The organism is Paenibacillus planticolens (assembly GCF_013141725.1).
Classification (GTDB): Bacteria; Bacillota; Bacilli; order Paenibacillales; family NBRC-103111; genus Paenibacillus_E; species Paenibacillus_E planticolens.
This window is the reverse complement of the sequence record NZ_WHNZ01000015.1, coordinates 463,378-486,006: the sequence shown is the minus strand read 5'-3', so window position 1 is coordinate 486,006 and position 22,629 is coordinate 463,378. Positions and strand designations below refer to the sequence as shown.

General features: G+C 49.2%; 16 protein-coding genes and 1 pseudogene. All 17 read right to left on the bottom strand.

Annotation, left to right across the window (positions count from 1 at the left end; genetic code table 11):
• Positions 1-19: 19 nt before the first annotated feature.
• Positions 20-1,840, bottom strand: a complete 1,821-nt coding sequence (locus tag GC097_RS08330) for a cache domain-containing sensor histidine kinase (RefSeq protein WP_171682828.1) — start codon at positions 1,838-1,840, stop codon at positions 20-22.
• A complete protein-coding gene (locus GC097_RS08325) occupies positions 1,837-2,856 on the bottom strand; it encodes a response regulator transcription factor (RefSeq protein ID WP_171682827.1) in 1,020 nt (339 codons plus the stop codon). The genes GC097_RS08330 and GC097_RS08325 overlap by 4 nt, the downstream gene beginning before the upstream one ends.
• Before the next feature lie 45 nt (positions 2,857-2,901).
• Positions 2,902-5,037, bottom strand: coding sequence for a TIM-barrel domain-containing protein (locus tag GC097_RS08320; protein ID WP_171682826.1), 2,136 nt, complete (start codon positions 5,035-5,037; stop codon positions 2,902-2,904).
• A gap of 18 nt (positions 5,038-5,055) precedes the next feature.
• Positions 5,056-6,036, bottom strand: coding sequence for a Gfo/Idh/MocA family protein (locus tag GC097_RS08315; protein ID WP_246294043.1), 981 nt, complete (start codon positions 6,034-6,036; stop codon positions 5,056-5,058).
• Positions 6,037-6,101: 65 nt separating this feature from the next.
• Positions 6,102-7,676, bottom strand: a complete 1,575-nt coding sequence (locus GC097_RS08310; RefSeq protein WP_171682825.1) for an extracellular solute-binding protein — start codon at positions 7,674-7,676, stop codon at positions 6,102-6,104.
• Positions 7,677-7,856: 180 nt separating this feature from the next.
• Entirely contained in the window at positions 7,857-9,428 is a 1,572-nt protein-coding gene (locus GC097_RS08305; RefSeq protein WP_171682824.1) for an extracellular solute-binding protein, read from the bottom strand.
• Between the two features lie 45 nt (positions 9,429-9,473).
• Positions 9,474-10,343: a carbohydrate ABC transporter permease gene (locus GC097_RS08300; protein WP_171682823.1), complete on the bottom strand. Its 870-nt coding sequence runs from the start codon at positions 10,341-10,343 to the stop codon at positions 9,474-9,476.
• A 30-nt stretch (positions 10,344-10,373) separates the two neighbouring features.
• Positions 10,374-11,330, bottom strand: a complete 957-nt coding sequence (locus tag GC097_RS08295; protein ID WP_171682822.1) for an ABC transporter permease — start codon at positions 11,328-11,330, stop codon at positions 10,374-10,376.
• A 100-nt stretch (positions 11,331-11,430) separates the two neighbouring features.
• Positions 11,431-12,642 (bottom strand): glucuronate isomerase, encoded by a 1,212-nt coding sequence (locus GC097_RS08290; protein WP_171682821.1) that lies wholly within the window; start codon positions 12,640-12,642, stop codon positions 11,431-11,433.
• A 43-nt stretch (positions 12,643-12,685) separates the two neighbouring features.
• Positions 12,686-13,678 carry an aldo/keto reductase gene (locus tag GC097_RS08285; protein ID WP_171682820.1) on the bottom strand — a complete coding sequence of 331 codons (993 nt, stop codon included), beginning with the start codon at positions 13,676-13,678 and terminating at the stop codon, positions 12,686-12,688.
• Between the two features lie 18 nt (positions 13,679-13,696).
• Complete coding sequence (locus tag GC097_RS08280) at positions 13,697-15,466, bottom strand: glycoside hydrolase family 36 protein (protein WP_171682819.1); 1,770 nt, start codon at positions 15,464-15,466, stop codon at positions 13,697-13,699.
• Positions 15,463-15,837, bottom strand: coding sequence for a cupin domain-containing protein (locus GC097_RS08275; protein WP_171682818.1), 375 nt, complete (start codon positions 15,835-15,837; stop codon positions 15,463-15,465). The genes GC097_RS08280 and GC097_RS08275 overlap by 4 nt, the downstream gene beginning before the upstream one ends.
• 2 nt (positions 15,838-15,839) lie before the next feature.
• Positions 15,840-18,053 (bottom strand): alpha-galactosidase, encoded by a 2,214-nt coding sequence (locus GC097_RS08270; RefSeq protein WP_171682817.1) that lies wholly within the window; start codon positions 18,051-18,053, stop codon positions 15,840-15,842.
• A gap of 23 nt (positions 18,054-18,076) precedes the next feature.
• Positions 18,077-19,456 carry an MATE family efflux transporter gene (locus tag GC097_RS08265; protein WP_171682816.1) on the bottom strand — a complete coding sequence of 460 codons (1,380 nt, stop codon included), beginning with the start codon at positions 19,454-19,456 and terminating at the stop codon, positions 18,077-18,079.
• Between the two features lie 13 nt (positions 19,457-19,469).
• Entirely contained in the window at positions 19,470-20,855 is a 1,386-nt protein-coding gene (locus GC097_RS08260; protein WP_171682815.1) for a family 4 glycosyl hydrolase, read from the bottom strand.
• Between the two features lie 266 nt (positions 20,856-21,121).
• A pseudogene (locus GC097_RS35425) lies at positions 21,122-21,205 on the bottom strand (transposase); the annotation flags it as partial.
• Positions 21,206-21,547: 342 nt separating this feature from the next.
• Positions 21,548-22,354 (bottom strand): heparin lyase I family protein, encoded by an 807-nt coding sequence (locus GC097_RS08255; RefSeq protein WP_171682814.1) that lies wholly within the window; start codon positions 22,352-22,354, stop codon positions 21,548-21,550.
• Positions 22,355-22,629: the final 275 nt, after the last annotated feature.

The window sequence follows — 22,629 nt, the reverse complement described above, 5'->3', positions numbered from 1 at the left end:
ATTCCCCCTCTGCGCCGCCCTAGAGTGCATTTTTAGACGATGCCGGCATCATCATGATCATTTTGGTTCCTTGTTCGGCTTTGCTTTCAATTTGCAAGCCATACTGTTCCCCATAGACCATTTGAATTCTGCGGTGAACGTTCAATACGCCAATTCCGCCTTTTTTACCCGCTTCATCCACTTCTCCGTCCGCCAATCGATTAGTATTCAATTTCTCTTGGAGCTGACTGAGCTTCGTCTCCGACATCCCGGAACCATTATCCTCTACACTGATCCAAAAGATGCCTTCGCGAATCCCGCCGTCGATCCGAATATAGTGGTAGTCCTCCAGACCGTCCGGAAAGGCATGTTGAAACACATTTTCAACCAGCGGTTGAAGCGTCAGACGAACCATGACATGAAGCAAATATTCAGGCTTAATGGCAACGTCGATCTCGAACTCCCGACCTATGCGATGCTTCAATACGAGCAAATAATACATAACGTGCTTCAGCTCGTTAGCCACTGTAATTTCTTCCAGATTCGTCTGAACGGAGTATCGCAGCATATACGCGAGCGCTTTCACGATTTCTGAAATTTCCTCGGAATCCTGAATGGTTGCATAACAAACGATTGTCTCCAGCGTGTTGTACATAAAATGCGGATTGATCTGCAGCTGCAGAGATTGAAACTCCGCCTTCTGCCGCTCCATCCTAATTTCCGAATTGCTTAGTTCCACTTGGACTACGCGATCAACGGCTTCCGAAAGCCGCTTGACCATCAAATTATAGCGGACCATCAATTCAACAATTTCGTCACGGTGAGGAGGGAGCGGAATCGTGGCCCAATTCCCCTTTTCCGTCTCCCGCATGCCGCTTTTGAGCGTTTGAACCGGTTTGGCAATCGATTTGCCGAATCTGTAGGCGAGCAGGAGCGCTAATACCAACGTGAACAGACCGACAACGAGCGTTGTCGAACGAATGTTGGATAGCGGCTTGCGCAGCTCGCGAAGCGGCATGGAAACAACGAGCTGCCAATCCGAAAACTCAGATTTGCGGGCTACGTACATGCGCTCATCGCCTTCATTGGCGTCGGTAAAGGCACGCGAACCGGCTTGATTCAGCTTTTCAAAAAAAGCTTTTGGAACCCCCGTTCCGACTTTTCCTCCATTGGGGTGGTAAATGTAGCGCCCTTTATCGTCAATGATAAACAGGTAGCCATACTTCCCTAAATCGATGCCTTTCCATAAGGCAGACAGGTCGGCAGACCGCATTTCAATCGCTAGCAAACCGGACATTTCCGGTGACGTATAGCCGCGAATACGGCGGACAATCGTCAGCATCTGGTTCTCTTGCCCTTCAATAATCGTGTGATTCAGTATGCTTAATTGCCCGTCCGGCGTCGTATTCGCAAGAAAATAATCGCGCTGCTTTTGAATATCCTCGGCGTTGAAGGACATCTCGTTCACATTGTTGTAATAGTAAACCGCATTCTTCTTATCGCTGATCAGATAGACGGAAGCCAGTTTGGGATTGCGAATAAATAAAGGATCTACGCTAAATTCCCGTATCGTTTTCCGATACATATAATAATCATATTCTTCCCTTGTGACAGGCAGGTCAATGAACTCCATGATCTGTCTATTCGTTAGTAACGAGACAATGGAGCGCTCGTAGTCCTTTAAATACAGATCGGTATGGTGAACGGCGTTTCCGGCAATTTGATTCATTTGGTCCTCTACCATTTCCTCCAGCTCACCGGAAGTAATCATATACGAGAAGAAACCTACACAACTGAGCGAAAGGATAATGACAATGAGAAAATAGACGAATATCTTCTTCGTAAAACCTCTTATCTTCATTTGATACCTAGTCTGGCGCGGTATTCCGTCGGGCAAACGCCGACTATTTTTTTGAAGGTTTTTGTAAAATGGGGGTAATCGTCATACCCTACATCCGCCGCGACATCGACAATTCGAACATGCGGAACAGCCAGCATTTCTTTCGCTTTGGCCATCCGTTTGTTGATCCGGTACTGCACGAAGGTCTCTTGGGTTATCTTTTTAAAAAGCGAGCTGAAATACGTCGGCGTCAATCCGACCATGGCAGCGACTTGATCCAGGGAAATATCCTCCGACAGCCTGCTGTCGATATACGCCTTGGCTTCTTCCATCGGATCTTTGAAATGACCGCTGCGCACCGCATGCAATCCACTGAGCATCTTCAAAAGGCCTTTTTCAAATGCGTCCAGCGCTTCTTTAACACTATCCGCTTGCAAGCGTGCAGGAACGGACGAAGGCGAGTAATGGCGAGCTTGGAAGCGTTTCACAAGCATCGCATTGCAATCATCCAGCAGCTCTTTCAGCTGGGCAAGCGAAATATTGGCAGACAGGCAATATTCGCGCCAGCGAACGATGAGGCTTCGGAGTTCCTCCGTTTGCAGCGCCCAAATTTGCTGTTCCATTTGATCAATCCATTCAATATAACGGGACGGCGATAAATAACCCTGTTTCGGTTTTTTGATCAATTGATCCAGCATGTCATGGACATCGCTCTTTGTAGCCGGTTTCAACAAATAGTGCCTGACACCGTAGCTCATACTTTTCTGCGCATATGCAAAGTCATTGTAACCGGATATGACAACGGTTTTAATATGAGGAAATTCCTCATGAATAATTTTGCATAATTCCAGTCCGTCCATTTTGGGCATGCGAACATCCGTTAACACCAGATCAGGCTCAGAAGCCCGGATTTGCTCCAAAGCAGCTTCGCCGTTCTCGGCCGTCTGAATTTTGGAGAAGGCTGGGGCGTACATTTCCGCCATTTTTACCATTCCTCTGCGAATAACAGGTTCATCGTCTACGATTAGTACATGCATGTCAGACCTCCTTATGCTTTTCCGCGTTGTTAATCCAATTATGACTCACGACCGTTCGTTCATCAACCTCGTTTGCGAGAATCGCCAGTTGACAACGTGGTAGGAAGACGAGGCATCATTTTCTCCCGTCCATACACCGGCATAACGGCCATCTTGATCTTGGGCAATCGACACTTCCCACCAGCTGCATTTGCCTTGCTCATAATCGAAGGTTTCCCCATCATCGTCATAGAGCCGTGCTGTCCCGGGTTCTAAGCCAAAATGCACGAGCTCGATCTCCGTCCGCGTTCCACATGCCGGTACATGCGGCAGGGCAGCCATCATTGGAAGGATCGATCCGCTTTTGACGAAAATCGGGATATGATCCAAGCCTGCTTGTACCCGGATCACGCAGCCGCCGGTATACCGCTCCCCGGTTTCCAACCCATACCAGACGCCCGCAGGCAAAAGTACGTCGCGTTCCGTCTCCCCCTCAACCATCGGAGCTACGAGCAGCGCATCGCCAACCATGTATTGGTCGTCCCACTCTCTCGCTTTTTTCTTGCCGTATGCGGCATCTGTCGTATTCAGCAGGAGCTGCTCATCTGCGGCTGACTTCGCTTCAGCATCGGCAATCTCATTTGGCGTCAGGACGAAAGGCATCGCCCGGAAAGGCGGAATTCCCTGCTCACGGTAGATGGCGAAGGCGGTGTACAAATACGGCAGCAGCCTCATCCGCAGCTTAATATAATGCCGAACAATGCCCTCCACTTCCGGGAAGGACCAAGGCTTTGTCCCGTCACCCCAAGCGTTCAGCATAGCCAACGGGGAGAAACAGACGGTTTGCATCCGCCGAACCCAATCTTCGGCGTTTCTCGCCCTGCGCACCTCCGGTGTCCACAGCAGGCCGCTGAATGAGGAGTTGCAAAGCGCCCGAATAAACTGCTTATGGTCGTACAGATCCGAGTACAACACATAAGGCATCGTGGAAGCTGCGGCATTCGAAGCCCGGACGAGTCCGTACGTTCTGCGGTTGTGGCTGCGGAACAGATCGGCCGTCATTTTTTGAAACATTAACCCGTACATCTGCCTCATCTGTTCGCCGTCCAAGCCGGATGGGAACCGGGCATGCGCCGGGAACATCCATGAGTGATTCGTCAATTCACTGCCATCACACTCATCCAGCTTGTACCCGGACACCCCAATGTTGACGTGCTGCTCTTCATGCTGCTTCTTATAGAGCCCAGCTGCCTCCGGCAGAGCGTAGTCCGGCGCAAGCCCGCCCCACACGGTATGGCTTCCCGAAAGCGGCTGCAGCGCAGCATACAAATCGCTCTGCGGCGAGACGTAGGGGTGCTCCCAGAGGTTCACGCGAAAGCCCTTTTGTGCGAGCTCACGGACAAAGCTTTCGGGATCAGGGAATCTGCTCTTTTCCCATTCATAGCTGACCGGATAGCTATGGCTATGCCAGCCGGGTTCCAGTCCGATCACATCGCAAGGAATATCGCGAAGACGGAACTCCCCGGCTTCTTCGAGCACTTGCTGATCGCTATACAGCGTCGGGACGCGGTGCCAGAAACCAAGTCCCCATTTGGGAGGCAGCACGCCTCCACCGCAAAATAAATTGTATCTGGCAACCACATCCGAAAGAGCAGGCCCGCCAAATAAATAGATGACTGCGCCTTCGGCAGGAATCCGAATCTCGACCCGCGAAGCTACCGGCGTAGCCTTCCATCCCTTATCCGTATTGCGATCGCGAATCTCCTCGTTCTTCGTATCTTCTTGTTTTAAAGTAGAACCGCAATACAGTGTCACAATACGGGAAGTATCGACCCATACACCGTAGCCCTGATCGCTTACATAAAAAGGGACAGGCGCATGCGTTTCACCGGTATCCTGCTTAGGATCGCTGTTGACCCGCAAATAACGGCTTTTCCCCCGTTGATTCATTCGCATCAGCTGAAGGCCTGTACCATACAGCTTTTCGGTTGGATTCAGCGGAAAGGATAGAATGAGGCTCTCGCCGACTTCCTCAAGCTCAATAGCGTCCCAAGCAAAAGGCGGCTGTACCAGCGGCATCTGCTGCAGCGCTTCATCCTTGGGCGAAACGCCCATCCAACTTAGCGGAGTCATCCCCCGAGGCTCTCTAATGGTTAAGCGCCAAATGCCTGGCGCCGTTTGTTCCCAATTTTCGATCGGCATACTCGATTCTCCATTCATCTATAAAGTCGGAACCTCAATGACGCAAGTCTGACCAGACTCGCTTGCCAGCTTGGCATAATGCACAATCGCCTGCGTTTTCAAATAATCCCTGCCGCTTGTTTCCGCTTCGCGCCTCTCCCGCAGCGAATCCACAAATTCGTCCAGCGTATCCGTTTCGTCCACACCGCTGTAATCTTCGATCAGCAGCGCCTTCCCGTCCTTGATGACGCGAATTTCCTTATCGACGACTTCGATCGCTCCCTCAGTGCCTTCGATTCGCCAATTTCCGCTCCATGGCGTTTCGGTCCCTCTGGCTGAGATGGATGCGCTGTACGAAGCCGTAATCCCGTTATCCATTTCAAAGAACGCGTAAGCATTAATGACGGCGCCTTCCTGTTCCCACGCATTAACCGGATTATACAGCCTGGCCTGCACCGATTTTCCTTCTCTACCGCTTAAATAACGAAGCAAGTCCATGTGATGAACACCGATATCATCCAGGACACTGACTGTATATTTCCTTTGTACGTTGTGGTACCTGTAAAACTGTATATCCAAAGAAGACAAACTTCCGATAACGCCTTCGTCCAGAAGCTGTTTCGTTTTACGGATATACGGCATCCTGCGATAATTTTCGGCAATCATAAAAGGCAGCTTTTCCCGCTCTGCCCGGGCGACAACTTCAATGGATTCCTCATAGTCAAAAGAAATCGGCTTTTCGCACAAAACTGCCAGCTTACGGTCAAATGCCGCGTGATTCACCGCCGTGTGCATCATCGGCGAAGTCACGTTGACAAGAAAATCCGCCTGCTCATGCTGCAAGGCTTCCTCTAACGAAGTATAAAAGGGAAAGGGATCTTCCCCCATCTTCGCTTTCATCGCCACATCCACCTCAACCACTGCTGCTAATAATCCACGATCTCGCAAACGTTTATACCAACTAAATCCTGCAGCACCCAAACCCACCAATATCGCTTTCAACTGCTGGTCCCCTTCCATCGTTTCGAAAAAAGTATCCCTCAGCAGGTTACCTTGCTGTAAGGATACTTTCTTCGTTCAACAGCCTATTTAATATCGATCATAACCGCGCCTTGCTTCTTGTTCCAGCGCTCTGTCGCTTCTTTAATAATTTCATTGCCGCCTTTGGCCTTATACTCTTCGATCACTTTTGGCCAATCGGAGATAGGTTCTTTACCGTAAATCATTTTAATCATGTGATCCACGATGATTTTGGGACCAACGTCGGGTTGTGGCGCCGCTAAATCAGGGAATTTGGAGAACGTGCTCAAATCCGGATAAAATCCGATGCCTGATAGCCCTTCCTTGGTCAATACCTCATCGAATGCTTTCAAAGTCGCTTTGCCATCCTCGTTCAGCAGCAGCCTTGGCTTATTGTAAGTGGAGTCATGCACGGCCCACAAGGTTCCGCTGCGGAAACCTTCTTCATCGGTCTCTTCCTTCGTCGTAGGGAATTTATAATTGATGTTTCCGCTGCTGTCCTTGGTGTAGGTATCCCCTTCAATTCCGAAGGTGAAGAAGGTTTCGGCTTCCGGCGACACCATCCAATCGAACATTTTAACAATGTTTGCTGCTGTTTCTTGCTTCACATTTTTGTTAATAAAGAAGGTACGGATGACCGGCGCATAGTAGAAGTATCCGCCTTTGCCTTCCGGTCCTTTCGGCGATGCGACAATATCAACCTTGGACCCCGGTACGGCTTGCTGAATTTTCGTGCGGTACCCCGGCAAACCTGAAGCGTTCTGCGACCAAATCCCCGCTTTGCCCGATTCAATATTCTTTGAAAAATCGGTGGAGGTGATCGTAGCGAATTCCTTTGGAATCAAGCCTTCGTCATACATCGTTTTGTATGTAGTAAGAGCTTTCTGGACATTTTCCACATCGAAAAATTTCGGGACAACCTGACCGTCTACCAGCTCAAATTGATCCTTATAAGGCAGTACATCGTACGCTCCCAAAATAACGTCCGCATACTTGAAGTTTTCTCTCATTTGGTAAGGATTCTCTACACCGAGCTTCTTGAACGCCCGCAGCACATTAAGAAATTCATCCACCGTTTTCGGCGGTTGAAGCCCTGTTTTTTCCAGTAGATCTGTACGAATGAACGTAGATCGACGGGACGGATTGCTCAGAAATTCAGGAACCCCATAAATTTTGCCGTTATAGGAGACGCTGTCCCAAGCCGCCTTTGGAATTATTTTCAGCAAATTCGGAGCATTCTGCTTCAGCAGATCGTCCAGCGGCATAAATACGCCGTTCTCCACGGAACCGGACATCGATTTGCTGCCCGGGCCGCCGATACTGCCGACAACATCGGGAATATCGTTGCTTGCGAACATAACGCCGAATTTGGCATCCTCCATCACTTTAACGTCCAAATCCGTGTTCGTTAACTGCTCAAGCTTCAGCACCCATTTGTCCTTGTTCAAATCCGGCACACGGGTATGATAGCCCGTACTTACCGTCGTTGGAAAAAGGATAGAGAATTTCGCCGGTTCTTTCTTCGTAATTGCAGACGGCTGCGACGATGCTTTTTCAGTTGTTTTCTCATCTGTCGAACAAGCCGTGAGTGCAGATGCTGTCAGGATGACAGCCAGAGCGAGACTGATCGGTTTTTTCATATAACCCCTGCTTTCCTTGTTTGTTTGCAAGCGATTTCAATGATCTGACATTATCATAGCGATTATGATTTATTTTCTAAATGTATAAATTTAAGGAGACCTGTCATTTTATACGATTGCCAGACGATTAGCATGTGACAAAAAACCGTCCCGCACAGGGACAGTCTTTTCATTTGTTTTTCACAGTTTCTTCCCTAGGAGAAGTACACCCTTTTTATTCTGATAACGGTCGGTTGCTTCTTTGATGATCTCATATCCGCCTTTGCTTTTATACTCTTCAATGACCTTCGGCCAGTCGGAAATCGGTTCTTTGCCGTATATCATTTTGATCATATGATCCATAATGATTTTCGGAGCTGCATCCGAACCCGGTGAAGCAGCGTCGGGGAATTTGCTATTAGCCTCCAAATCGGGAGCAAAGCCAATGCCGGATAACCCTTCATGGGCAAGCACGTTATCAAAGGCATTCAAAATATACGGACCGTTAGGATCTGTTTCCATTTTCAGACGGTTAACGGTGCTTTCATGGGCGGAGTGCAAGGTACCCCGATGATCCTGCTCTTCTTGTTCCTCTTTGTTGGTCGGTTCCTTATACTTAATTTTACCATCGACCACCGTGTATGTATCGCCTTCGATTCCGAAAGTGAAAAACTTATAAGCTTCGTCTGACGACATCCAATCGAAATACTTTACAATTTCCGCTGCTGTCTCAGGCTTCACATTTTTGTTAATATAATGCGCACTTGTAACTGGCAAATACATGAGATAACCGCTTTTGCCTTCCGGTCCCTTCGGCGAAGAGATTACATCGACCTTAGCGCCCTTCACTGCATTCGGAATATTCGTCCGGAAGTCATTTAAGCTAACCAGGTTGGATGACCAGATGCCAACATCGCCGGCACGAATATTTTTCAACCAATCGGTAGATGACGTCGTTGCGAATTCCTTGGCCATCAGCCCTTCATCAAACATGGTCTTATAGACCGTCAACGCCTTCGTCATATTGTCTACATCGAAAAATTTCGGTACGACTTGGCCGTCTACCAATTCGAACTGTTCTTTATATGGAAGCACGTCGTATGCGCCGAGGATCGTATCGGCATATTTCAGTGTTTCACGCCCCCCATACGGATACTTGACGCCCATTTCTTTAAATTTGCGGAGTACATTCAAAAAGTCGTCAACTGTTTTCGGCGCCGGCAGCCCCGATTTCTCCAGAAGATCGCTGCGAATGAAGGTGGCGCGCCGGGACGGATTGTTCAGCCAGTTTGGAATACCATAAATTTTGCCTTTATACGAAACAGCCTCCCATGCTTCCTTCGGCACCAATTTCATCAAATTAGGAGCATTCTGCTTCAGCAAGTCATCCAGCGGCATAAACATGCCCGCTTCTACCGAACCTGACATCGCTTTATCTGTCGCTGTTCCCAAGCTTCCAACCACATCGGGCACGTCATTGCTTGCGAACATAACACTCATTTTGCTAACTTCCGTTATTCTGAGCGTGAGATCTGTGCCCGTCAGCTCTTCTAACTTTTTAACCCATTTGTCATTGTTAATATCAACACGGGTATGGTAACCGGTATTCGCAGTCGTCGGATAGGATATGGAAAATTTCGTCGGCGGTTTCTTTACTCCGGTTGTCGCTGTAGACATTGCTGTTTCCTGCGGCTGAGTTGTTCCTGTGGAGCATCCGGCCATGGTACCGAGAGACAGTGCTCCGATAAGCGCCACGGTTACTGCTTTTCTCAATGGAATCCCTTCTTTCTAATCGAAATTAGACGCGTTTCCATACGGTTAAGACTTGACTGATCCTACCATCATGCCTTGAATAAAGTGTTTTTGCAGGAACGGATAGATAAGGAGGATTGGAATCGTAGCGACGACAATAACCGCCATCTTAATTCCTTCCGGTGAAAGAAAGAGCATTAATTCGGACGATAAGTCCGATTGGCCGAACTGATCCGTGAAGACAATTTCCCGCAACTTGACCTGCAGCGGAATCAAGTTTCGGTGGTCGATGTAAAATACAGCTTCGGCATAACGATTCCAATGTCCTACTGCGTACATAATCCCCATGGTCGCCATGGCAGGTTTGGAAAGCGGCAGTACAATGTTCCACAAAATGCGAAACTCACCGCATCCGTCCATTCTTCCTGAATCCAGCAGCTCAACCGGAAGGTTCAGAAAAAAAGAACGCATGACAAATAAATTAAAAGCGCTAATCGCCATCGGGAGCATTAAAGCCCAAAGCGTATTGAGCAGACCTAACTGTTTGACCAGCAAATAATTCGGAATTAACGGCGCGCTGAAGATCAGCGTAAACAGCACCATGATCAGAATCGTTTTACGAAACAAATATTCAGGTCTGGATAACGGATAAGCCAGCGTTGTTGTCATGAACAAATTAATGAAAGTACCGAAAACAGTAATAATAACGCTGTTCCGAAACCCTAGCCAAATCGTCGGATCTTGCAGAATCAGCTTATAGCTTCCCAATGTAAAACCAACCGGCCACAACGATACATGCCCTGCGTTAATCGCAACGTTATTGCTTAAGGATTGCGCAATAATATGGATAAGGGGGAGCACCATACTTAATCCGATAGCCCCTAACAATACAACATTGAAGAAATTGAAAATTTTATGGCCTCTTGTCATAATCATAGCGATTTGCCTCCTTTCGTATCCGTGACATCAATACAAGCCTTCGCCCGTCATCTTTTTACTGAATGTATTGCTGATCATAATTAAGGCTAAACCTACAACCGATTTGAACAGCCCAATGGCCGTTGTATAGCTGTATTGACGGTCAACAAGACCTGCACGGTATACAAACGTATCGATAATTTCCCCATTTTCGTTGTTAAGCGGATTAAGGAAGACAAATACGCGTTCGAAGCCAAAGTCGAGAAAGTTGCCAATATGGAGCAGGAACAAAATGACAATGGTCGGTAAAATCGTCGGAATCGTGATGGAAAACACTTGCCTGATGCGACTGGCGCCATCGATTTGAGCTGCTTCATACAGATCGGGATTAATCCCCGCAATCGCAGCCAAATAGATGATCGTTCCCCAACCGCTGTCTTTCCAAACCCCGGAGGAGATGAGAATCGTACGGATATACTCATTTTCCCCTAAAAAGTAAATCGGATCGATGCCGAATAAGCCGAGAAGATGATTGACAATTCCCGTGGAAGGCGACAGCACGCCGACGACAACCCCGCCGACAATGACCCACGAAAGAAAGTGCGGCATATAGACCACCGTTTGCACGATTCGTTTGTAAGCCATGACCCGTATTTCATTGATCAGAAGGGCCAATATAATAGGAACCGGAAAGGCGAACAGAAGATCATACATGCCGATCAAAATCGTATTTTTCAAAATCTGCAAAAACTCCGTATACTGAAACATGCGATGGAAATTTTCCAGACCGACCCATGGACTCCCTTTGATTCCCTTGAAGATGTTGTAGTTTTGAAAAGCAATGACAGAACCGAATAACGGGATATATTTAAACAGCAAGAAATAAATAATTCCCGGTAATGAAATCACATAAATCGGCCAATGTTTTCGCATAAAAGCCCATTTCTGACTCTGCGATGAGAAATCGTAAACCGTTCGATCGGATGGCTGAATTTTACTGGCCATGTTCTCCTCCCCTTCGTGCGTGCTGCATTCATCTACTCTTTTATCTTACAAGGGTTGGTAGTAGGTAGCGATGGTGAAACTTATAGCGCTTTGTGTTTTTTTACGATCGAAAGAGTTCCTCAAGACCATACCGCTTAGCTGCGCTTCGGTACAGCCAATTCTCTGCAATCCGGATAGCCGCATCCTGATCGATCCACCCCGCCTCGATTTGGTTCCATAAGAATTCGCTCACCAATCGTTTGATCACGACAATTTTACCGTAGCTCCACTCCATACAACGGGCGTCAGACACAATCAGTGAGCTCTTGATGGCCGGAAGCGCTTCCAACCTGTACTGCATGCTGTCACGGTACGTGCTCGCCCGAAAGTTAAACCACCAATGGCCACCTACATGAACATTGGGAAAGTTCCATGCCGCTTGTACGATATCTAGATTATTAAGCTCTGAAGCCACGACAAGCTCAAACGGGCAGGCATACGTTTCGAATAGGGCAGATAGCTTCAAGATACGGGCCGGATCGTTAACCGGGGTGGCGGTTCCGCACCAGGAGCGTTCCACGCCTAGGAATAATTGAAGGAGCAGCCCTCTCTGTTCGGCAGCCGCACCGATCTCGTGCAGAAGCATCATGAGAATCTCATCTTTGGTGCTCCCCTGCCCGATGACAACCTTTCGGTTGGCGCTAGCTTCATAACCCGGCAGAGTCGTCATGATGCCTATGATGCCTTCCTCTTGGTACGCGTCCAATAACTGCGCCAATTTCAGACGTGTTTGCGCAAAAGCGGTAGCCGGGTTATTCGACGATTCGATCTCTTTGACCCATGGGCCTATTCTCCCGTCAATACGCGGGATAAGGATGGCATTCTGCCTCATGCCTTGAAACTCCGTATGCTCCGGTATATTCACGACGAACCGGCGCGCTTGCATGCGGTCCGCTACCTCCTGCGCCCAGTCGGCCCTTTGAGCGGACTGTTTGACGGCAGCAATGGCTTCCCACACGGAAGCTTTGTCGCTAATCTCAATGCCGTAAAGATCTCTGAAAATGTGGGTGAACGCTATGTTCATCAAGGTGTTTCTAGTCTCATGGTAAGCCTCCAGAAACGCATCGATCCGCAAATCCTCCGGAAGCTCCATCGCACTTGACGGATAGCCCGCTGCCTGCATCTCGCGAAACAGCCAAAAATAATGAGCGATTTCCCAAAAATCCCTTGCAGCGAGGCGATCCCCCACCAGATGGGTGTGTGTATCCAAAACCTGCAGCTGCATAATATGCGCTGCGAACGCTTCCTTACTGCGTTGTATCCCACTGTTCATCCTTGATTCCTCCCTCTGCGACAACGAACGATATCCCGATCGATTACCCTGCCAGAATTTGATCGATTAGAGCTAATTCATCTTCTGTAAAATGCAGCTGGTTCAGAGCCGCCACATTATCCTCTAATTGCTTCACTTTACTTGCACCGATTAAAGATGAGGTCACATGTCCGTTGCGCAGAACCCATGCCAAGGCCATTTGGGCCAGACTTTGCCCTCGTTCCTGCGCCAGCGCATTCAACAAGCGGGACTTTGCGATTTTCTCCTCTGTAATGTCTTCAGGTCTCAGAAACACGCTGGCGCCTGCTGCGCGAGAGTCCGCTGGAATGTTCTCCAGGTAACGGTCGGTGAGCAGCCCCCTGGCTAATGGACTATAAGCGATCGTACCAACGCCCTCTTTGGCCAGCACGTCCTGCAGCCCTTGTTCCAATCGTCTTTCGAACATCGAATAGTGGACTTGATGGATCACGAACGGCGTTCCGAGGCTTTTCAAAATACGGGCAGCCTGCTCCGTCTGCTCCGCATTATAGTTGGACACGCCCACATACAGCGCTTTCCCTTGACGTACAGCTTGATCCAGAGCTCCCATCGTTTCTTCGAGCGGGGTTTCGGCATCAAAGCGATGCGAATAATAGATATCGACATAATCCATGCCTAACCGCTTCAAGCTTTGATCGAGGCTGGACAGCATACTTTTACGGGAGCCTCGTTCCCCATAAGGACCGTCCCACATGCAGTAGCCTGCCTTCGTGGCAACGATGAGCTCATCGCGGTACGGGAGCAGATCTTTTTTCATGATTCGGCCAAAAGTTTCTTCCGCAGAACCTGCCGGAGGCCCGTAATTATTCGCAAGATCGAAATGCGTGATCCCCAAATCAAACGCGTGCCGCGCCAAAGCTCTGCTGTTCTCAAACGTATCTGTGCCGCCAAAGTTATGCCATAAGCCGAGCGAGATCGGCGGCAGCTTAAGCCCGCTATTTCCTGTTCGAGAATAAGTCATTCGGGTATATCGTTGTTCGTCAGCCAAATAGTTCATGAAAGGTACCTCCTAGATTTACGAAAAGATTAAGGTTGCAACGCCGGAAGCCGGGATCGCCAGCTGATGTATGCCAGCCGTAAGCTGTGCAGACAGCTCCTCCACGATCTCCCCCGTGCAGGATCTAATGACGATCTTGGCTGCCGCAGCACAGGACATCTCCAGGTAAAGTCCATCCTGTCTTCTGCCGTTCACCATAATCCACTGAGACACAGCCGTGTCTATGGACACAATCTTTTCATGGTAAGCGACAGCGATCCCTTTGTTCCCTTTAACGGAACGTACTAGCGGGTATAACAGCTCCGGGTTCAGCGGTTCTAAGGCGCCATCCAGTAGCAGGTCCCTGTTCTCTTTCCAAAAAGCAAGCCAGAAGGCCAGCATCGACGAATGATCCTCTGGTAGTTTATCCAGCAGGACGGATATTTGGGGCACGGAGAACAGGCCGTTAATCAGCTGTAGTGCGGCGCTTTCCACCGGCTCCTCCGGATGCCACATGATCATATCCGCGTGAGCGGCCGTATGCCCGCAGATCAGCCGGATATCGAGTGTCCGCACCCGGTTCTGGATACTGTCGTTCGGGCAATCCGATGCCCGGAACATATTGCCGTACTTGCGCATCGCCGGCCCCACATACATTTGGCGGAATTCGATCATAATATCGGGCTTCAATTCCCTCAGCCTGCCGATCGAGTCCGTTAAGAGACGGTCGACGGCAGCCGGTACCGACTCATAATCCTTCCCTTCCACCGTGGAGGGGAGCTGCGCCTCCGGCGAATAAAACGTATCGATGAAATCAAGCTTAAATCCGTCTAAGTCCCATTCCTTGACCGCTTCCTCATATTTCTCAATGATATATTCCCGGACATCCGGGTATCTCGGGTCGAGTACGGCAGCCCCGTGATTTTCATTAAACCGCAGAATCTTATCTTTAAAACGATCCCATACTTCACTGTTTTTGCCGATAAAAGGCACCGAGTACCAGAGAATAAACTTCATGCCCAGACGATGGACCGCGTCCACATGCCTTTTCATATCGGGGAATTTCCCCTCATAAGCCTCCCAATCGCCGCAATACGCATATCCTCTGCGGTTATCCTCTGTCTGCCAGCCGTCATCTACGATGACAGCCTCCATTCCTAGCTTTTTAGCAAGAAGGCACTGCCCTTCGATATCTGCATCCGTTACATTCTGGTGCATGCTGTACCAAGTCGAGTACATCGGTTCCTTGGCTGCATCAGGAACGAACGCAGGACGATATTCTGGCATAGCGCTCCACCACTCCTGCACGCCTTGCAAGCCCTCATAATAAGGAATATCTCTCGTGTCCACGAGAAGCTGGGCTTCATAAGTTTGGAAAGGCGCTGTCGCTTCTGCAAACAATTGAACCCGGCAATGGAAGTCAGCTGTTTCCTCGCTGATGCCTCCCGAGTAATGAACAGTATTCAGCGCATCCGAATAAGCGAATGTCAGTCTATTGCGACCGACACTGTTAAACAAAGCGTACACAGGGGCCGAAGCAGCTGCGTTGGATCGCAAGGTGCGCATCCAGTCAGCTTTAAAGCTTTTGTTCCGGTCTTGCGCAGGATGCCAGCTAGCTTGAATGTCGCATGCGGGATGCGACCAGCGCAGCGTGAGAACAGGAGGTATAGATGCCTGGGCAGCTTCCAAACGCAGCGTAATTAGATCAAGACCTTCCTGAAGTTTTTCCGCGGTAAGAGCAACAGTGAAAGGATGATCCTCTCCAGTTAACGTAAACGTATGGGTATCCGTCGTTATTTGCTTGTTCATACCGACTCCTCCTGCTGTTGATTCTTATGGCGGTTCAAGCTTGCATGGCACCACACCGTCACAATGGGATCCTCCTCACTTGAATTCAGATGGTGATCCTCTCCCGGCTCGACAATCACGATATCCCCGGTTGCAACGGGAGTATGGCTCCCATTGATCTCCATCGTTCCCGTCCCTTGCAAAATGATGAATGCTTCGCAGTCCCCATGGATATGATAGTCTCTGCCATGGGGTCCGTCATTCGTGTGGCTGCGCTCTCCCCGTTTAGCAAAAGAAAGACCGCCTGATGACAAATAATCACCCGGTAATACACCCTGCAAAATATGACCGTGCTTAGTATCCTGCAGCTCGCTTAAACGCAGCTTTATCATCGCTACTCCTCCATTTTCAAACGGTAAAGGCGGCTTCGGAAATCACCTTTCCAGATCGGTAAATTCAGTCCTATATGCATTAACTCGTCGCCTCCGAAGCAAGCCGCTTCCAACTCGTCCGGTGCATCTGCATCATACAATTGATAATTGCCTCCTGCCTCCAAGCCCTTCAGTCTCAGCTTCTTAAGCGGGGCATTAGGTTCAGCCAGCACTTGAAAATAAGCGACCAGCGCTTCCTTCCGATCTTCTGACACAAACATCCAAGCGGCGTCAACACCTTGAAAAGGACTGCTCAACCGGTAAAAGTCTCCGAATTGAATCAGCGGACGCAGCTGCTTATAAAGCGCAACTTGACGCTTTACCGCTTCCTTTTCCATCTCTGTAAAAAGGGTCAAATCCAGCTCATAGCCAAAATTGCCCGACATGGCCGCATGTCCCCGCATATCCAGAGGCGTCGTACGATGCACTTGATGATTCGGAATCGCGGAAACGTGCGCTCCCATCGCGCTGACCGGATACACGATGCTTGTGCCGTATTGAATTTTCAATCGCTCCACGGCATCCGTATTGTCACTCGTCCATGTCTGGGGCATGTAATAGAGCATGCCGGGATCAAACCGTCCGCCTCCACCGGAGCAGCTTTCGAACAACACGTTCGGGAATGCGGACGTTATCCGCTCCATTACCTCATAGAGACCAAGCATATAGCGGTGAGCCGTCTCCCGCTGGCGCTCCGGCGGAAGGTGCGCGGAGCCGATTTCCGTCATATTGCGGTTCATATCCCATTTGACATAGGCGATAGGGCAGCTTGCAAGAATATCCGTCATGACCGTAACGATGTAGTCCCTCACATCCTCACGTGAATAATCAAGCACCAACTGCTGCCTCGCTTCCGTCCTGCGACGGCCTGGCACGTGCAGACACCAGTCGGGATGAGCCCGATACAAGTCGCTGTCAGGAGATACCATTTCCGGTTCAAACCATAGACCGAAAGCCAGATCCTGCCGATTGACACGGCTAACCAAGTCCGGCATGCCCATAGGCAGTTTGTTTCGATCGACGAACCAATCTCCGAGTGAGCTTTTGTCATTGTCCCGTTTGCCGAACCAACCGTCGTCCAGAACTAGAAGCTCTAAACCGAGCTCCTTTCCGGCCTTGGCAAGCGCTTCGATTTTATCCGCATTAAAGTTGAAATAAGTCGCTTCCCAATTGTTAATGAGAATCGGTCTGTGACGGTCCCGAAACTCCCCACGGCATAGCCGTGTGCGGTACAGCTTATGATAGGTGCGCGACATCCCGCCAATACCTTCCGCCGAGAAGACAAGGACCGCCTCAGGCGATTGGAAAGATTGTCCCGCCTCCAACAGCCAACAAAAATCGAATGCGTTGATCCCCATGACGACACGGGTTGTTCCGTAAGGATCTACCTCCGCTTGTGCCGCAAAACTTCCGCTATACACAAGACTGAAGCCATAAACTTCCCCTTGATCTTCATCCGCCTGCTTGGACAGCAGCGCCATAAACGGATTAAGCGAATGGCTGCTGCTTCCCCGGCGGCTCTCAATGACAGACCCGCCTGTTGCAATAGGACGTCTTTCGATATGGCGCTCGCGCGCCCATGCGCCCGACAAATGCAGCATATCGAAGTCGGCATGGGGCAAATCGATGCCGAAGCTTAAGGCTCTAAGCAGCTTCATGGAGCGATGTCCGGTGTTAATGAAACGAACGGACCGGGAAACCGCATCATGATCTCGGAATACCGTATAGGTAAGAACGGCTTTCAGGCCGATCGCTGTATCTGCCAGAACAATATCGAGGCTCTCTGCTTCGCTGTCCTCTTCCACATAAGTAGCCGGCAGCCCCCCCAACCGCGGTTTACCCGCGTAAATCCGGTGAGACTCATAAATAAGCTCGCTGACTGTCGTCCCATCATCCATTTGAACTTGATAAGCCGGCACGCGAAAATCACTACCTCCGTACGCCGGAAATTCCTGCGGCAGCGTGTCAAGCGACAGCGTTAAGTCGTTCGGATCCGTAGACGGGGAAAATGAGCAACGGCGCCGAATAGCGAGCAAACTCCCAAGATTGCTTCCGCGTACTTGCCGCCCCCAATGAACGTGTGCCAGGTATTTGGATTTAACCAACTGCATGACATAGCTGGATGACTTCCCCTGAAGATGGAAAGTTTGCGACTTCGGATCATAACTAATTCCCATATCCCGCAGCTCCTTTCTTTACATTAAACCTTTACATGTTTCCAAACCATGCGTTTAAACCTGAAATAAATCAAATTTGACCGCAGAAATTGATCGCAGGCCACGGCACTCCATAAGCCGAACATCCCCCACGAGAAGATGTAAACAAAGAGATAACTGAGTAAAACCCGCACGCCCCAGACACCAATCAAAGTCGAGTATAAAGGAAACCGCGTATCCCCGGCCCCTCGCAGCGCGCCACCAAGAATGAACTGCGAGATTTGGGAAACCTGGATGAAGCCTACGATCCGAAGAGCCCATGCGCCCTCGCGAATAATGGCAGCGTCACTCGTATAAAGCCTAAAAATATAAGGAGCAAATAAGATAAATCCCGCCCCCATTACGCCGGCTACGATCATGCCGTACTTCCTAATTTGCCATACATACCGCTCAGCGAGATCGGGTTTGCTGACCCCAAGCGTTTGACCGACCAGTGTTGAAGCCGCAATGGCGAAAGCAGCGCCAGGCATAAACGAGATGCCAATAATACTCGTCACAATTTGTGACGCCGCAACGGCAACCGTTCCAAGTCCTGCGCATATTTTGACGAACGTCATAATACCGAGGCGCATAATAAGCTGCTCAAGGCTCGACGGGATACCGATTTTCAACATGCGGTAAATCATGCTTTTATCCAAACGGCTTATTTCCGCCCAACCGATTCGGACGGCAAATTTCCCGCTGAACATGACCGCTAGGAGTGTAATCATTGCCCCGGCTTGAATGATTAAGGTCGAGATCGCAGCTCCCGTCACTCCCATTTCCGGTAAGCCAAGATGGCCGTAAATCAACACAAACCCGAGGGAAATGGACAGACTCCCCGCCAGCACGTTAATTTTCATCGGTGTCCGGGTATCTCCCGCACCTCGCAAAATAGCGGACAATGCCGAAGAGATTGAGGAAAAACCGATGGACAGAAACATCAACCTGGCATAGGTTAGGCCATACCGAGCGACCTCCTCGCTTGCCCCCATCATCCGGAGCAAATATTCCGAGTACGCGGTACCAAGTACAACGACTAGGATCGAGAGTGTGGAGCCGAGGAGAAGCGACTGTCCTGCAGCGCGGTTCGCATCGTCCGAATTTCCCGCTCCCGTGGAACGGGCTACGATAACCGTCGTCCCTGTATTTAGCGCCGCAAAAAGGACAGTCATTAACATATATGGTTGGCTTGTTAATCCAACGGCTGCAACGGCAATCGCTCCTAAGTGGCCTACCAGAATCATCATCACCATTTGAGTCATATTAATGAGCATCATCTCTGCCAAGGATGGACCGGCAAGTTTGAAAATGATCCGGCGGACCGCCTTGTCATCTTGCGGATCGACGGCGGTGACGGATGCTCCATTGGGTTCTGAACTCATGGCTGTCCCGCCATTAGATGATCCATCCCGGCAAATACGCTTTCGTATTCTCCAGCATCTGATCGAACAACGCCTCAGCCTGGTTCACATCAATAGTCACAAGCGGATCGTTCACGAACGCATTGAACGCTAATGCTTTATCCTTTTGAAGCGCAGCCTTTAAAATAAGTTCCTGATTCACCGTATGCTGCAGCACCAAGTTGTTAACAGCAAGCGGAAGCTCTCCTGCATAGACAGGGCGCAAACTGTTCGCTGAGAATACAGCGTTCGTCTCGACAACAGCTCCGAGTGGAATGCCCTTCATTTGACCCACGTTCGGAACGTTGACATTGGTCACGAAAGTTTGCAGACCGATCAAACCTTTGAGCTGTCGCACTTCTTCCTCTCCCGATGCCTTCAGCGGCAGCTTCTCCTCTCCGCTCAGCAGCTTGCCATAATAAAGCTCAGTAGCAACGTGCTTCTCGACACGGCTTTTGACCGTCGTTAATCCAAACTTCCAGAAACGTACCGTTTCCGGATCTTTCATATACCAAGGAGGCATAAACTCTGCCAAATGGCGATCTCCTGCTGCCGCAATAATGCCATAACGCCGGAACAAATCGAACTTCACGCGGTTAGCTGCTGTGTACGTGTTCGTCATCCAGGCATCTTTGTTGTGCTCAAAGCCTGATTCGTAGTACTTATCTACAAACTTCCGGTACATGGGAAGCAAATCCGTCTGTTGATACGTGGCTTGATCAATCCATGTAAAATGATTAATGCCCAGCACATTCACCTTCACATCGTCCCGGTGGACGCCTTCCAAGCCTTCCATATCACGCAGCATGCGAATCAATAGCCCTTGTGTGCCGAAAATTTCATGGCAGCAGCCAAGCGCCTTGATGTTAGGAAAAACCTCGTAAAGCGTCCGCGTGCAGAGCGTCATCGGGTTTGTATAATTAAACACCCAGGCATCCGGGGAAAAGCGCTCTATAGCCTGAGCAATTTCTACATACATAGGAATCGTACGCAGTGCCCTAACCAGCCCCCCAGGTCCGGTTGTATCGCCTACCGCTTGGTAAATGCCGTATTTCTCAGGCTCATGAACATCCGATTGCATCTCGCGAAACGTTCCGGGAAGAATCGAAATGAACACAAAATCACAACCGCTTAACGCTTCCTTCAGCGATGGATACGCCTTATATGTCCATTTGGACTTCGCTTCGGCATAGTCGGAAACCGAGTTGCCTAATTTCTCGTTATTTTGCGCCTTGGCATAGTCAAGATCATACAACCGGATCGTCCCTGACAGCTGCTCATCCAGCGCCAGATCGGCAATCAGATTTTTCGCCCAATACATGGAGCCTCCGCCAATATAAGCAATTTGTATCTCGCTGACTTTCCCGCTATTGAATTTCATCTTGCTCCTCCTTATGGACTTCCCTTTCTCACAATGAGTCCCAATGACATGCATACGCTACAAGTATAGAAAACAATCCCTTTTTAAGGGATGGCAAAAATTTAGCGGGGTTGTGATTTTTTACACTTTTCATTTATGTAACCGCCCCTACTAGGACAATAATTCCGCTCTTTCCCCTCCACAATGCCAAGCGCCACCCTTCGTTCACGGTGTTTCATGATGCAAAAAGAGGCCGTCCCATAAGTGAAAATGAAAGGCGCGGGACTCAGATTATGGGCAGGCGAATGCCACCCGACCTCCAGACTTACTTTGAGTAAGCCTCGAAGCAGGAATCTTTTGAATCCACGGTTTTAGCGGACAGCCTTCACAACTTGCACTCCGGTAATGCCGGTATTCGATTTCAAAAAGGAGAGGGTGTCCCCAGTCATTTCCATGACTTATGGGATACCCTCTTTGTGTAATTTTGCTTTTGCAGTCAAATTAGAAGGAAAATTTTCCTCTAATCTGACTGCAGAAGCCTCTCAGATTCCATTTGGCTGGAAAAACTCCCTCTATTTGCACCAATTTCATGAGAATTCTCTGATTCCGGTCAAATTAACGGGAGAGGTTTTCCTTCTAAATTCCCTGCAAGGTCATCATTCGAATCATTTAGTGGGAGATTTCCCCTTTAACTCCAATAAAATAAAATGCCCTTATTTTGTGATTTGGAAATTGGCAAACTGAATTTTGGCTTCCGGCATATCCGTATAAATCTTACGGTAAATGCCCCATTTGGGACGATTGATGGTGGCTCCTTCTCGCCAATTATCCTTCGTACCGCTATAGGACATCAGCACGGTACCGTCCAATTTTTTGAGCGTCATATTAATCGCTCCGCTATCCGTATGTTTCACCGTAACGGATGCTTCCACCCATTGGCCGTCGATGTTGGAGAAAGAAGTTTGGGCTAACGTTTCAACTTGATCCATGGTTGCGCCGATCGGGCTATGTCTGAACTTCAGGTACCCTCCTTCCAATGAAAAAGTCAAAATCGGTGCGCCATCATCGCCGTCTTGAGCTTTAAGCTGGAAAATATGATGGAAATTCCCTGACGGAGGCATCGGATAGGGACTAACCGCTCTAAACTGCCATTTGTATGTCGTTGTCTGTCCGTTCGTTGCCGTTACATTGCTGGGTGAGCTCTTGTATGCTTTAACCTCAATACGCTGCCTGTCGGTATTGCTGCCGTCTAATACAGCGGTATCCGAAGAAGTGCCTGCCTTGAATTGAAACACATTGCCTACATGCGTAGAAGTGGATTCATACAAGTGGCCCGAATCCGTGGGGCCATCGATCGGATTTGGCCCAAAATATTGCTGGAAAATGGCAAGCGCACTCAACCCTGTATTGGGACCATCGGAGTTAATGGTAACAGTGGCTGCATAAACGGTTGTTGCAACGGCAATCGTGGACAGGAGCGTTACGCTTGCTACCATCATTTTGACATTTTTTTTCATCATCATACTTCCCTCCATATCAACCCTAAGTTTACTGAAGAAACGAAAACCTTGCCGCATTGCATAGGTCGTTTACTGAGAACTCAGATCATGCTGCTTGGTAATATCCATCCTCCTCTCTGTTTAGAATGTGATCTGCTTCAAGGGATCTGTTATGTACGCGCTTACAATCCTTGAACGGTTCTATCATAACCCGCTTGCGAGAAAAACTAGCTGCAGTTTTTTACGATACATCTGTATTTTTTTAACATTTTTCATGATCCGGGTTCGACACTACC

Excerpts from the sequence above, each read along its gene's own strand:
- GC097_RS08300 (WP_171682823.1), bottom strand. The coding sequence starts at position 10,343 with ATGATTATGACAAGAGGCCATAAAATTTTCAATTTCTTCAATGTTGTA.
- GC097_RS08255 (WP_171682814.1), bottom strand. The coding sequence starts at position 22,354 with ATGATGAAAAAAAATGTCAAAATGATGGTAGCAAGCGTAACGCTCCTG.
- GC097_RS08290 (WP_171682821.1), bottom strand. The coding sequence starts at position 12,642 with ATGAACAGTGGGATACAACGCAGTAAGGAAGCGTTCGCAGCGCATATT.
- GC097_RS08265 (WP_171682816.1), bottom strand. The coding sequence starts at position 19,456 with ATGAGTTCAGAACCCAATGGAGCATCCGTCACCGCCGTCGATCCGCAA.
- GC097_RS08280 (WP_171682819.1), bottom strand. The coding sequence starts at position 15,466 with ATGAACAAGCAAATAACGACGGATACCCATACGTTTACGTTAACTGGA.
- GC097_RS08320 (WP_171682826.1), bottom strand. The coding sequence starts at position 5,037 with ATGCCGATCGAAAATTGGGAACAAACGGCGCCAGGCATTTGGCGCTTA.
- GC097_RS08285 (WP_171682820.1), bottom strand. The coding sequence starts at position 13,678 with ATGAACTATTTGGCTGACGAACAACGATATACCCGAATGACTTATTCT.
- GC097_RS08325 (WP_171682827.1), bottom strand. The coding sequence starts at position 2,856 with ATGCATGTACTAATCGTAGACGATGAACCTGTTATTCGCAGAGGAATG.
- GC097_RS08310 (WP_171682825.1), bottom strand. The coding sequence starts at position 7,676 with ATGAAAAAACCGATCAGTCTCGCTCTGGCTGTCATCCTGACAGCATCT.
- GC097_RS08260 (WP_171682815.1), bottom strand. The coding sequence starts at position 20,855 with ATGAAATTCAATAGCGGGAAAGTCAGCGAGATACAAATTGCTTATATT.
- GC097_RS08275 (WP_171682818.1), bottom strand. The coding sequence starts at position 15,837 with ATGATAAAGCTGCGTTTAAGCGAGCTGCAGGATACTAAGCACGGTCAT.
- GC097_RS08330 (WP_171682828.1), bottom strand. The coding sequence starts at position 1,840 with ATGAAGATAAGAGGTTTTACGAAGAAGATATTCGTCTATTTTCTCATT.
- GC097_RS08315 (WP_246294043.1), bottom strand. The coding sequence starts at position 6,036 with ATGGAAGGGGACCAGCAGTTGAAAGCGATATTGGTGGGTTTGGGTGCT.
- GC097_RS08295 (WP_171682822.1), bottom strand. The coding sequence starts at position 11,330 with ATGGCCAGTAAAATTCAGCCATCCGATCGAACGGTTTACGATTTCTCA.
- GC097_RS08270 (WP_171682817.1), bottom strand. The coding sequence starts at position 18,053 with ATGGGAATTAGTTATGATCCGAAGTCGCAAACTTTCCATCTTCAGGGG.